The following is a 12,954-nucleotide window of genomic DNA, read 5'->3' on the forward strand; positions in this document are numbered from 1 at the left end:
TCGCTATTATAGCGACGGTCTTTATTTTTCTAAACCAAGTGCTTTATTATTACGATCAATAATACGTTGTAAATTCATCTCATATAAAGGAATCTCATCTATTGTTAATTGAGATGGTGTTAACTTTGGAGCGAATTGCTGCAATGTTTTTAAAAGACGCATCATTAAATCTTGTACTGTAATGGTTTCACCAAGTAATTCTGAGAGTGAGGCCATCGTACTTGGTACAATTTCAGGGTACGTAAAGCGTGTTTCTTCCCCTTGAATTGCTAGGTTGTAGAAATCACGAACGAGTGCGGCACGCTCAGAGCCACTTCCGGTAGCGCAGAGATAGATTTGGACAGCGACACCTCCGCGAATACGACGTTGTGAAATACCAGCAAATTTTTGATCGCGAATACTTAAGTCATAACTACCAGGACAGTAAGAGCCGACAATTTCTTTTGCCTCGATAGTAACGTCGTAATCCTTTAACATCTCCTTAATCAAATGCCACATTGTATCGTATCCAAGGTCAATATCGATACCTTTTTCTGTTTCTTGGAATAAAAGTGATACGTTTAAAACACCTTCATCAAGCACGACCGCAAGCCCGCCAGAATTACGGACAATAACATTGAAGTTGTTTTGTTTTAAAAAAGAAATACCTTCTTCTAAATGCGGAAGGCGTGAATCTTGAATGCCAAGGACAATTGTATTGTGATGAACCCAAGAACGCATTGTTGCGGCTGACTTGCCATTTCCAATGCTTGTGCATAATGTGTCATCCATTGCGAATGACTGAAGTGCATGGAATGTTGGTCCCAAACTGGATTGATCTACAATGCGCCACTCTGGCTGAGATAAAATGGAACGGGAATTGCTCATATAACTAACCCCTTATCTTTAAAATGACAATCTCTATTATAGCAAAAAATGAAGGATGGAGTTTTCTCACATATAAAGGGGGAGCTTAGAGGTGAAATAATAAAAAGGATGCATTACATGCATCCTTTTTATTCTGCAATTTTTTCTAAATTACCGTTTCGGTCCATTCGGAAAGATGTTTGAGAACGTTCTTCGTCATCCATGACTGCCAATTTACGAGCTCGGTTCATAATGTTCATAAGTGTTTCGTAATCTTCTTGTACAGTATGAGATTGCTTTTCTAATTTTTCTAGTTTCTTTTCTAGTTCCTCATTCCGAAGGATTTGTGCTTTAATTTCTTGTTTCAATCTCGTATTCTCGTTTTCAAGAGCTGTCACTTTTATATTTGAAGATCCGACTGTTTGTAAAAAATAAATAACATCTTGCATTGTCATAGAGCTTCTTGCAGCAGGAGCAGTAGATTCTTGATATGGAATAGCTTCTTTATATTGTACGATTGATTCTTCTTGTACTAATTCTTCATAATCAGTTATCGAATCTGAAGCTGGTGGTGTATAAAGTAAACGTTTTTTCGCTTGTTCACCGCTTGCAGCACGCATTTTATCTTTACGATGTTTTTTTGCTAGTTGAAGAGCTTGTTCATAGCTATAGCGAACAACAGCATTCCAGCGGAAACCACAAGCAGCAGATGTACGATTTAACTGATCCCCTACTTCCTCAAATGCATTTAATTGCGTACTTCCTTCTCTAACATGACGAAGTACCGTTTCAGCAAGTAATAAATCATCCTCATCTGTCCAAGCATCTTGTCTTACTTTCATAGATTCAACTCCCTTTCTTTTTATGAACTTCCTATTTTTATAATGGGCAAAAAAATAAACTTTTATACAAAGCTTTTAAAAATATGGTAGATTTCGATGAAAGGTAAAAATTTTCCCATGAATGGTGAGCGCTTCTGTAGGAGAGCATATAAATATGTAGCATTATGTAGAGAATAGGCTTTGTAGGGAAACTTGCAACGAGCTTCAAAGAGCGGTAAAATACCATTTAGTGTTTATTTTTAAACGTACTTGAGAAAAGTTTAAAATAGAGGAAGTGTTATATAATGGGAAACGAGTTTCGCGTGTGCGATGACTGTCAGGCAACGAACGTTAAAACGTTAGTTCCGAAGTTAAAAAAAGTAGATTCATGTGCAACGATTGAAGTTGGATGTCAGTCTTACTGTGGTCCTGGTCGTAAAAAATCATTCGCATTTGTAAATAACCGTCCAGTTGCGGCTCCAACAGAAGATGAGTTAATCGCAAAAATTGAAGCAAAGTTAAATAAGTAAGAAAAAGAAGAGTGAAAAGATTACTCTTCTTTTTTATGCCCATAAGAGGAATAATTTATTCTGCGAAAGTACTCTTGTATGGACGAACGTTTTCTAAAGGATAGACACAACTTTTGTATTAAAATTCCAATTTGTATAAATTTATATTTCAAAATAATGGTTGACAGTCTTTTAAAGCGATAGGTAGAATAGAAGTGTCTGATTCTGAGAATCATTATCAGGAAAATAACAATTCACCTAATTTTTTTATTACTATTTGAGAATAAATTTCATTTCAATAAATATATGTTGTTAGTTAGGATGGTTGAGGGATGGAAGCGAGCGCAAGCAGTATAGAACAGCAAGAAGAGAATGTTAAAGAGATTAAGAGCAGACCGCTTATCGCTTCTATTATTTTAGTAGCGGGTACAGTTTTGTTAGCTTTAAGCATGGCAGTTTCTATTTCTTTTGGGGCTGCAGATATTAGTTTAAAGACTGTATGGCAAGCTGTATTTCGGTTTGATGGATCTATTACACATCATAATGTAATTCAAGAGCTTCGCATGCCTAGAGCAATAGGGGGCGTAGTTGCAGGTGCCTTTTTAGCGGTATCAGGAGCAATTATGCAAGGTATGACGCGAAATCCACTTGCTTCGCCATCGTTAATGGGGATTACAGATGGGGCTGTATTTGGAATTGCAATTATGTATGCATTTTTTCCTAATTCACCTTATTTAATGTTTGTTATCGCATCTTTTATTGGAGCTGCGTTTGGTGCAAGCATTGTATATGGAATTGGGTCTTCTTCACCAGGTGGATTAACACCTGTGAAATTAGCTTTAGCAGGTGCAGCTATTAGTGCTTTATTAGGGGCGATTTCATCTGGAATCGCATTGTATTTCAATCTTGCCCAAGAGGTAAGCATGTGGAATGCAGGCGGAGTTGCTGGAGTGAAATGGCAAAGTATTAATATGTTAGTGCCAATTGGCCTTGTTTGTCTTTTTATCGCAATTATGATGTCGAGATATATTACAATTTTGAGCTTCGGTGAAGAAATTGCAATTGGACTTGGTCAAAATACGACATTAATTAAATTTATCGGAACAGTACTTGTTCTTGTTTTAACGGGTTCCGCAGTTTCCATGGCAGGATCAGTTGGATTTGTTGGTCTTGTAATTCCGCATATGACTCGTTTTCTTGTAGGCTCGGACTATAGATGGGTTATTCCATGTTCTGCGGTCTTAGGCGGGCTGTTAATTGAATGTGCAGATATGTTATCTCGCGTTATTAACCCGCCATTTGAAACGCCAATTGGAGCAATTACAGCGCTAATTGGGGTTCCATTCTTCCTCTACTTAGCACGTAATGAAGGGAGAGGAAAGATGTGAGGACGAGTGTCTTAACAAAAAAGAACATTTCTATATTAACGATTTTAGTAGGACTAATCGTTTCTATATTTCTTATTAGTTTAAATACAGGAACTTTTAAAATCCCGCCAATGGACGTATTAAAGTCATTGGTTGGACTAGGGGCTGAAGATCAGTCTGTTATTTTATTTGAATTCCGCATGCCGCGTATGGTAATTGCTATACTAGTCGGATCTGCTTTAGCTATGTCAGGTGCGATTTTGCAAGGTTTATCACGAAATCCGCTTGCTGATCCAGGTATTATAGGTATTAATGCTGGAGCGGGATTAACAGTTGTTATATTCGTCTACTTCTTCTTCGGGAAAGTAGGGACTGGTACATTTTTATCTGTATTCATTCTTCCATTCTTCGCACTAGTTGGAGCGATATTAGCAGCGGTAATTATTTATTTACTAGCATGGAAAGACGGCGTTTCATCGACTCGATTAATACTTGTTGGTATTGCCGTTGCAGCTGGATTTGGAGCTGTTAGTTTAATTTTCTCTATGAAGATGACATCTAACGATTTTCGTTTTGCTACGATTTGGCTGGCGGGAAGTCTATGGGGTACAGATTGGAAATTCGTATTAAGTGTACTTCCATGGATGGTTATTTTCTTACCGCTTGCTATAAGTAAAGCACACATATTAAATGTAATGAACCTAGGCGATTCTACAGCAGTTGGCCTTGGTGTAAACGTAGAAAAAGAAAGACGTAAATTATTATTTATTGCAGTTTGTTTAGCAGGTGCATCTGTTGCTGTTGCCGGTGGAATTGGCTTTATCGGTTTAATGGCCCCGCATTTAGCAAGGCGCCTTGTTGGTGGTAAACATCAAATTATGTTGCCCACCGCTGCGCTAATAGGAACGTTTTTACTTTTATTCGCAGACGTAATTTCAAGAAGTGTATTAACAACTTCAGAAATACCAGTCGGTCTTGTTATTTCTGTAATTGGTGCACCATATTTCATTTATTTACTTATGAGGACAAAATAAAGGGAGGCTTTTCGTATGGCAACTTTAGCGGTGGATGCGGTATCTGTTGGCTATAATGAAGGTTTAATTATTGATGGTTTAACAGTTGAAATTCCGGAAGGGAAAATTACAACAATTATTGGACCAAATGGTTGTGGGAAGTCCACATTATTAAAAACGGCGTCTCGTATTTTGAAGGCAAAGCAAGGTACTGTTTATCTTGACGGAAAAGCAATTGAGAAACAGCCAACGAAAGAAATTGCAAAGAAAATGGCGATTTTACCACAAACTGCAGAAGTGCCAACGGGTCTTACTGTATTTGAGCTTGTGTCATATGGAAGATTCCCTCATCAAAAAGGGTTTGGCACGTTGAAAGAAGAGGATTATCGCTACATTAACTGGGCACTTGAAGTGACAGGAATGAAAGAATTTGCGAATCGTCCAGCAGAAGCGCTATCAGGTGGCCAACGTCAACGTGTTTGGATTGCAATGGCTCTTGCACAAGGAACAGAATTACTTGTATTGGATGAACCAACAACGTACTTAGATATGGCTCATCAATTAGAAGTATTAAACTTATTGAAAAAGTTAAATGAAGAAGAAGGTAGAACGATTGTTATGGTTATCCATGACTTAAACCACGCTTCTCGTTTCTCTGATCATATGATTGCATTAAAAGCAGGTAAGTTAATGAAACAAGGAACGCCAGATGAAGTTATGACAAGTGAAACACTTCGTAACGTATTTGAGATTGAAGCTCAAATCGTTCCATGTCCAGTAAACTGTAAGCCAATTTGTTTAACATATGATTTAGCGATGATTAGTAATCAATTGCGTAAAAAAGCATAAGTAGAACCCCCTCGTAATGAAGTGACCCCTGTCAAGTAGACAGTATTCAAAAAACACAACTAAGCAACCTGAGTTCTATATTTATATGGACTCAGGTTATTTAGTTTCTTTTGGAACCTTTGGTGATTATAAAAGTGTATATATTTGCGCACAGCAAACTTAACCTCATCAGCTGTGCGGAAAGAGTATAAATGAAAACACTCTGACTTAAAGTGACTGAAGAAGCTTTCTATACAAGCATTGTCCCAACAGTTTCCCTTTCTGGACATACTAGCCTTCATCTGATATTTTTTGAGTAGTTGATTATATTGACGAGATGTGTACTGGAACCCCTGATCACTATGCAGGAGAATCCCTTTCACGTTTCGTTTTTTTCTTGCTTTTTTAAGTGTGTCTAGTACTAGTTTTAGGTCATTTCTACGGCTAATTTCATAGGCAACAATTTCATTGTTGTATAGGTCTTTAATAGCGGATAAGTACAATCTCTGTCCATTGAAAATCAAATAGGTAATATCTGTTACCCATTTTTCGTTTGGTTTGGAAGCTTGAAAATCCCTGTTCAGATGGTTATCTGAAATCACATAAGCTTCTTTCTTCCCGTAATAAGGTCGTTTTCTCCTAATAATAGCTTTGATACCTAGTTCACCCATCAACCTTTGTATACGTTTGTGATTAAAATGAAGGTTATAAGTGGCTTTCAGCCAAACTTGTACTCTCCTGTATCCATAAATCCCTTTAAGTTTTTTATGACACTCCAATATCTTCTTTTTTATTTCGGTATCTTCCAATTGTTTTTCAGAAGGCGTCAACTGTCGCTTAATCCATTTGTAGTACCCACCTCTAGTTACTCCAGCGATATCACATAGAATGGTAACTGCATAACCTTTTTCTGATAGCCCTTTGATGGCTTCAAACTTCCTCGTTTTTGGTACAGATTCCACTCCTCCTTTTACATCCCTAAGAGCTTTTTTAACATTGCATTCTCCGCTTCTAATCGTTTCATTTTAGCTTCTGGATCTTCTGGATTGTTTTTTGGTCTACCTATACCTGGACCTTTCGTTTTACCACGTTTTTCTTCTAGTCCTTTGATACCTTCAGCTTCAAAGTGTTTCACCCAACGTCTTACTACCGAGTGATCAATTCCTAATTCTTTAGCAACCGTTTTGTATCCCATTCCTTCTTTCAAGTATAAATTTACTGCTTTTTTCTTAAATTCTATATCATAAGTTACTCTAATTTTGCCCATAGAAAAATCCCCTCCATAGTAAACAGATTAATGTGCTTTCTTTTTACTGTCTACTATAAGGGGATCATATCATAAAGAGGGGGGCTTCTAATGGACGTTGAGCTTCTTATATATGAATGGGAAGTTGAACGCCCGTTAGAATGGGTTATTAACAACAATTAATAAATATATATTAATTAATTGTTATATTCGTTTCTTATAGTTCATTGTAACTTATAAGATAAATACAGCTAGAAGGAGTGGGAACATGAAGAATTTTAAAATGGCACTATTAGCAATGGTACTAGTTGTGACTTCTGTACTATTTGCAGCTTGTTCTAATAAAGAAGAAGAAAAGAAAGCAGATGCAAAGACTGAAGAGCGCACTGTAAAACATGCAAAAGGGGAAATTAAAATTCCTGCAAACCCAAAGAAAATTGCTGACCTTAGTGGTTCAACAGAAGAATTATTAATTTTCGGTATGAAACCGGTTATTACTGCTAATACATCTCAAGAAAAAATTGATGCACATATTGAAAAGAAACTAAAAGACGTTAAACCAGTTGGTTCTGCTTGGGGCGATAAAATTAACATTGAAGCAGTAGCTGTTGCAAAACCAGATTTAATTCTTGTAAATAATCGTCAAGAAAAGATTTATGATCAATTATCTAAAATTGCACCAACAGTTATGTTAAACACTCCATTAGATCAATGGCGTCCAAAATTCGAAGAAGTAGGTCAAATCTTCGGTAAAGAAAAAGAAACAAAAGAATGGTTCAAAAAGTATGATGAAAAAGCAAGCAAATTACATGACAAAATCGTCGCTAAAACTGGTGAAGCAACATTTATGAAAATGGCTGCATATCCAAATGCTTTCCGCGTATATGGTGATTACGGTTACGGTAGCGTAATCTTTAATGATTTAAAACTACCAGCAGTTAAAGGTACACCAACTGATAAACCGTTAGTACAAGTACAAAAAGAAGCTTTAATCGATTACAACCCAGATTACTTATTCGTATTTACAACTGGTGACGGTTCTCAGCGCTTAAAAGAATTCCAAGAAGAATCAATTTGGAAAAACATGAACGCTGTTAAAAATAACCACGTATTTACAATTAAAAATGAAGACTTAAACAAAGGTTACTTCCCACTAGGGAAAGATATGATCTTAGACGAAGTTGCTGAATTCGTTTTAGGTAAATAATGTATAAAGGAAATCACTTTTACTTCGGTAAAGGTGATTTTTTCTTTTTATAAAGGGAATTAATACAGTCTTTCATTTCTTTCTGTTTCTCATTTCGTTTATAATATAAAGTAAGAATGTAGTAAAGAAAGGGGGATGTCGGAAAGTGGTATATTTAAACGACAAACTCAGCGAAACAAAAGTGTTTAAAGACCCAGTACATAAATATGTGCACGTGCGTGATCGTGTTATTTGGGATTTAATCGGAACGAAAGAATTTCAACGCTTGCGCCGTATTAAGCAGCTTGGAACGACATTTTTTACATTTCACGGTGCAGAGCATAGTCGCTTTACTCATTCGTTAGGTGTATACGAAATTATTCGTCGTATGATTGATGATGTGTTTGATGGCAGACCAAATTGGAATGCTGAAGATAGATTGTTATGTTTATGTGCGGCATTACTTCATGATGTCGGTCACGGCCCATTTTCTCACTCGTTTGAAAAAGTATTTTCATTAGATCATGAGAAATTTACGCAAAAGATTATCGTAGGCGATACGGAGATTAATGATGTATTAAGTCGTGTTGATAAGGAGTTTCCGCAAAAGGTAGCAGATGTAATTGCAAAAACATCTACTAATAAATTAGCGATTAGTATGATTTCGAGCCAAATTGATGCGGATCGTATGGATTATTTATTAAGAGATGCTTATTTTACAGGCGTAAAGTACGGAAACTTCGATATGGAACGTATACTGCGTGTAATGCGTCCGTATGGGAATCAAGTAGTCATTAAAAATAGTGGTATGCATGCTGTTGAGCATTACATTATGAGTCGTTATCAAATGTATTGGCAAGTATATTTCCACCCGGTAACGCGAAGTGCAGAAGTTATTTTAACGAAGATTTTACACCGTGCGAAATCACTGCACGAGAAGTATTATACATTTAAAAATCATCCTGTTCATTTCTATTCTTTATTTGAAGAAGAAGTAACAGTAGAGGATTATTTAAAGTTAGACGAGAACGTTATGTATTACTACTTCCAAGTATGGCAGGAAGAAGAAGATTCAATTTTAAGCGATTTATGCCGCCGTTTTATGAATCGAAATCTATTTAAATATGTAGAGTTTACAGATAAACACGGTTTAGATAATTGGATGGAATTAAGTAGTTTATTTAAAAAGATTGGACTTGATCCGGAGTATTATTTAGTAGTTGATTCAACATCAGACTTACCGTATGACTTTTATCGTGCAGGAGAAGAAGAAGAGCGTCTACCAATCCTACTTCTTATGCCAAACGGAGAGCTTAGAGAGCTTTCACGTGAGTCGGACATTGTTGAGGCGATTACAGGTAAGAAAAGAACGGATCAAAAGCTATTCTATCCACATGATTTAATCTATGAAGATGGAAGAAAAGGAAAATATAAAGAGAGAATTATTGAGTTGTTAGAAGGAAAGAAATAAGAAGCAGCTAATGGCTGCTTCTTATGAAAAAACTTGAAATTATTTGTCACTTAAGCGTTTTCCGCCAACTGCATAATGGTTTTTAGACATTTCTTCGATGAAAACAACGATGTTTTCTTCAGGAGCACCAGTTGTTTCGCTTACTGCTGCTGTTACTTTCTCAGCAAGAGCTTTCTTTTGTTCTTCTGTGCGTCCTTCTAGCATTTTCACTGTTACGTATGGCATGTACAATCGCTCCTTTTATGTAAGTTACACTCTTATTATAGCGGATTATGGGGAAGAACAATCGAAAAAACAAATAATTTCTTTTTTTGACATATGGAAGAGGAGATGAAGCATGGATCAGTTATTTAGATACCCGTTGCACCAAATTCCTTTGGTAGCAATGGCCATTATTATCGCATTATCAGTTCATGAATTTGCACATGCATATGTAGCATATAAATTTGGAGACGATACAGCAAAGAGACAAGGCCGTTTAACGTTATCACCGATGGCACACTTAGATCCTATAGGTTTGATTGCAGTATTAATTCTTGGATTCGGTTGGGCAAGACCGGTTCCTGTTAACCCATATAACTTTAAAAGACCGCGTCTTGCAGGTATATTAGTTTCAATTGCAGGGCCGATTAGTAACTTAATTTTAAGCGCAATTGGTTTAATTATTTGGTATAGCTTAGTAAAATTTGGTGTATTATACTCAATTCCATCTGCAGTAGCAGATACGTTAGCTCAATTTTTCCAGATTTTTATTATGCTGAATATCGTTTTACTTGTATTTAACTTATTACCGATCCCGCCACTTGATGGGTATCGAGTTGTGGAAGATTTAGCGCCAGCAAATATTCGCGCGAAAATGACACAGTATGAAAAATACGGGGCAATTGCGTTATTAATTCTCGTTATTACACCGCTTAGTAATTACACAATTCAACCTATTTTCCAGGTAGTTATTCCGCATGTATTTGTATTTTTAGATAGCATTATTGCGCCTATTTTTGGCCTTTTATAATTTTTAAGTGAGGAGGATTTTACATATGACAGAGAAAAAGAAAAAAATCGGTTTTAATATCGTGAAAAATGATTCAACAGATGGACATGGTGGATTTGGTGTTGGGGCATTAAGCTTAGAAAACATTTCACCTGTATTTGTTGATGTACTAGAGAAAACTGCATTCGTTGATATTGGTGCGATGCACGCGCGTAGTACAGTAGAAAAAGGTATTAAGTTTTTAACAAATAAAGATGAAGTTCCAAACGGAAAACCATTTTGGCTTGTTTGGGTAACAATTGAAAGAACTGCGACAGGTGCGTATTATGCAGGTGTAACAGCTTGTGAAATGACAGTTGACCGTGAGATTCGCCGCGGATATAAATCACTTCCAGAGCACGTAAATAAAATGGATAAATCATTGAAGCGTCACATTATGGTTGACCATATGGATGAATCATCTAAAAAGGTACTTGGTACGTTCTTGAAAGAACATAATGAAGCGATTTGGAACGAATCTAGTGAAGAATTACGCCGTGCATTATTAAGTGAATAAAAATAGCTGACGGATGCCCGTCAGCTATTTTTTTACCAAGGAAGATATTTTTTCCACCAACTTGTTTTTTTCTTTTCTTCAGTCGTTTTTTCAAATTCTTCTTTATCATCGACGTGATCCATACAATATTCAGTCGGTTCGGTACCTTTAGCGAAATACATTTTCACAGAAATAGGACAATTTTTTGTAGCAATTTTACCGTTCTCTGGATTGATATTAACCGCTACGACGTCACTTGGTTGTTTAAATTCTTTTTTTGGTTGTCCCTCTAACCCTTTCTCCATCGTATCAGTCCATATTTTCTTCGCATATCCTTGTTCTGCTACGTTTGAAATAGATTTAGGTTGATCATATCCGACCCACACACCAGTTACGATTTGCGGAGTAAATCCGATCATCCAACTATCCGTTTCAGTAGAACCAGATTTGCCGGCATATGTTCTTGATAGTTTGGATAACATCGATTGACCAGTTACAGCAGCATAGCTGCTTAGTTTCTTATTAAACATACCAGTCATCATTTCTTCCATTACAAACGCTTTGCTCTTGTCGAGAACTTGTTTACTCTCTAAATGAGCATCGTATAATATATTTCCTTCATGATCCATAATGCGGCGAATGAAAGTAGGTTTTACTTCTTTTCCACCATTTGCGAACATGCTATAAGCGTTAACCATTTCAATTGGTTTTACTGGTGATGTACCAAGAGCTAGAGAAGGCACATCTTTTAATGCACTTTTAATTCCAAATTGTTTCGCTGTTTTTGCAAGCGCGTCATCGCCTAAAAACAAATTCGTTTTCACAGCATAAATGTTATCAGAGACTGCGAGAGCTTGTGCCATTGTTACGAAATCATCTGCATAATAATCTTTATAGTTCTTCGGTTTATACTTTGAAACGCCGTCACCTAAAGTGAATACAGTATATTCGCTTTTTAAGCGCGTAGCAGGCGTGAATCCTCGTTCTAATGCCGCATAATATAGAAATGGCTTAAATGTAGAACCAGGCTGACGAATGGCTTGTGTAGCCCTGTTAAATTGACTCGTAGTATAATCAGTTCCACCAACAAGAGCAGCCACTTCACCTGTCTTTGGATTCATAGAGACGAGAGCAGTTTGTATGTTTGTTGTGTCAGGTATGTGATCTTTTACAGCTTGTTCTGCTACAGCTTGTAGTTTAGGGTCTAGCGTTGTATAAATTCGCAAGCCACCCCGTTGTAAAGCTTGTTCGTCTAATCCAACATCACGAAGGAGCGAAGCTTGTACAGCATCTTGGAAATATGGTGCGACCTCTGCTACTTTTTTCGTATCTAATGAGGCAAAAGTTAGTGGCTCTTTCTTCGCTAAGGCTGCTTGTTGCTTCGTAATATATCCTTGTTCTACCATTTCATCTAATATGAGAGCTTGTCGTCCTTTCGCACGATCCTCTTTCAAAAAGGGAGAATAGACACTTGGCCCTTTCGGGATACCTGCGAGCATACTAGCTTCTGCTAATGTTAACTCTTTTGCCGTTTTATCGAAATATAGACGGGATGCAGCTTCGATGCCATAAGCGCCATGTCCGTAATAAATTGTATTTAAATATCCTTCTAAAATATGATTTTTATTATAATTCACCTCAAGGCGAATTGTGTACATTGCTTCTAATAGTTTACGTTTCCACGTTTTATCATGATCTAAGTAAAGGTTACGAGCATACTGTTGTGTAATCGTACTAGCACCTTGGACTTTTGCCATCGCTTTTAAATCGGCAACAATGGCACCAGCAATACGTTTCATATCAAAGCCATGATGTTTGTAGAATCGTTGATCTTCAATAGATAGTGTCGCCTCTTTTACATAAGGTGAAATTTCATTAAGAGATACATTGTAACGTTTTTGCATTTCATTACTTTGTCCTATAACAGTGTCATCATTTGCGTAAAAGACGCTTGTTTGCGGGACCGCAACAGGAGGAGGTCCCATAATTTTTGCAACTATAATAATAACAAAAAAAGAAAAAACGAAGAAAAGGACGCAAGAAAACATTGCGGTGAAGAAAAGACGTTTATATTTTTTAAGTTTTGGATTCATAGTTTGATCCATCTTTTTTCAGCCCCTCATTAATACAAGCGTTATTGT

14 protein-coding genes are annotated in these 12,954 nt (G+C 36.7%); 8 read left to right on the forward strand and 6 right to left on the reverse strand.

Annotated elements, in window-relative coordinates; genetic code table 11:
• Positions 1-21 precede the first annotated feature (21 nt).
• Both lipL and QCI79_RS13985 read right to left on the reverse strand, forming a co-directional pair.
• Positions 22-867: an octanoyl-[GcvH]:protein N-octanoyltransferase gene (gene lipL / locus QCI79_RS13980; protein ID WP_000071948.1), complete on the reverse strand. Its 846-nt coding sequence runs from the start codon at positions 865-867 to the stop codon at positions 22-24.
• A 128-nt stretch (positions 868-995) separates the two neighbouring features.
• Positions 996-1,688 carry an RsfA family transcriptional regulator gene (locus tag QCI79_RS13985; protein ID WP_000868358.1) on the reverse strand — a complete coding sequence of 231 codons (693 nt, stop codon included), beginning with the start codon at positions 1,686-1,688 and terminating at the stop codon, positions 996-998.
• A gap of 284 nt (positions 1,689-1,972) precedes the next feature.
• Here QCI79_RS13985 and QCI79_RS13990 point away from each other — a divergent pair, with 284 nt between their 5' ends.
• From QCI79_RS13990 to QCI79_RS14005, 4 genes are all read left to right on the forward strand, one after another.
• Positions 1,973-2,197 (forward strand): YuzB family protein, encoded by a 225-nt coding sequence (locus QCI79_RS13990; RefSeq protein ID WP_000526078.1) that lies wholly within the window; start codon positions 1,973-1,975, stop codon positions 2,195-2,197.
• Positions 2,198-2,508: 311 nt separating this feature from the next.
• Complete coding sequence (locus QCI79_RS13995; protein WP_000388297.1) at positions 2,509-3,564, forward strand: FecCD family ABC transporter permease; 1,056 nt, start codon at positions 2,509-2,511, stop codon at positions 3,562-3,564.
• Positions 3,561-4,577, forward strand: a complete 1,017-nt coding sequence (locus QCI79_RS14000; protein ID WP_001260757.1) for a FecCD family ABC transporter permease — start codon at positions 3,561-3,563, stop codon at positions 4,575-4,577. The genes QCI79_RS13995 and QCI79_RS14000 overlap by 4 nt, the downstream gene beginning before the upstream one ends.
• 15 nt (positions 4,578-4,592) lie before the next feature.
• The gene (locus QCI79_RS14005; RefSeq protein ID WP_000212068.1) at positions 4,593-5,405 is read left to right on the forward strand and encodes an ABC transporter ATP-binding protein; all 813 of its coding nucleotides are present in this window, start codon (positions 4,593-4,595) and stop codon (positions 5,403-5,405) included.
• 59 nt (positions 5,406-5,464) lie between these two features.
• Here the strand turns inward: QCI79_RS14005 and QCI79_RS14010 are convergent, their stop codons facing one another.
• A complete protein-coding gene (locus QCI79_RS14010) occupies positions 5,465-6,346 on the reverse strand; it encodes an IS3 family transposase (protein WP_000446736.1) in 882 nt (293 codons plus the stop codon).
• An 8-nt stretch (positions 6,347-6,354) separates the two neighbouring features.
• A complete protein-coding gene (locus QCI79_RS14015; RefSeq protein ID WP_000516529.1) occupies positions 6,355-6,651 on the reverse strand; it encodes a transposase in 297 nt (98 codons plus the stop codon).
• A gap of 247 nt (positions 6,652-6,898) precedes the next feature.
• Here QCI79_RS14015 and QCI79_RS14020 point away from each other — a divergent pair, with 247 nt between their 5' ends.
• Positions 6,899-7,837, forward strand: a complete 939-nt coding sequence (locus tag QCI79_RS14020) for an ABC transporter substrate-binding protein (protein WP_000787728.1) — start codon at positions 6,899-6,901, stop codon at positions 7,835-7,837.
• Between the two features lie 145 nt (positions 7,838-7,982).
• Positions 7,983-9,287 (forward strand): HD domain-containing protein, encoded by a 1,305-nt coding sequence (locus tag QCI79_RS14025; RefSeq protein WP_000262731.1) that lies wholly within the window; start codon positions 7,983-7,985, stop codon positions 9,285-9,287.
• Between the two features lie 39 nt (positions 9,288-9,326).
• On the opposite strand, the gene QCI79_RS14030 is transcribed toward QCI79_RS14025, so the two are convergent.
• Positions 9,327-9,512, reverse strand: a complete 186-nt coding sequence (locus QCI79_RS14030; protein WP_001147171.1) for a 2-hydroxymuconate tautomerase — start codon at positions 9,510-9,512, stop codon at positions 9,327-9,329.
• A gap of 112 nt (positions 9,513-9,624) precedes the next feature.
• Here QCI79_RS14030 and QCI79_RS14035 point away from each other — a divergent pair, with 112 nt between their 5' ends.
• Both QCI79_RS14035 and QCI79_RS14040 read left to right on the forward strand, forming a co-directional pair.
• Positions 9,625-10,299, forward strand: coding sequence for a site-2 protease family protein (locus QCI79_RS14035; RefSeq protein ID WP_000372455.1), 675 nt, complete (start codon positions 9,625-9,627; stop codon positions 10,297-10,299).
• A 25-nt stretch (positions 10,300-10,324) separates the two neighbouring features.
• Entirely contained in the window at positions 10,325-10,834 is a 510-nt protein-coding gene (locus QCI79_RS14040; protein WP_000136678.1) for a YwhD family protein, read from the forward strand.
• 32 nt (positions 10,835-10,866) lie between these two features.
• Here the strand turns inward: QCI79_RS14040 and QCI79_RS14045 are convergent, their stop codons facing one another.
• On the reverse strand, positions 10,867-12,918 hold the full coding sequence (locus tag QCI79_RS14045) for a transglycosylase domain-containing protein (RefSeq protein WP_000372967.1): 2,052 nt from the start codon (positions 12,916-12,918) through the stop codon (positions 10,867-10,869).
• Between the last annotated feature and the right edge of the window lie 36 nt (positions 12,919-12,954).

This window comes from Bacillus cereus group sp. MG1 (genome assembly GCF_040460035.1).
Classification (GTDB): domain Bacteria; phylum Bacillota; class Bacilli; order Bacillales; family Bacillaceae_G; genus Bacillus_A; species Bacillus_A cereus.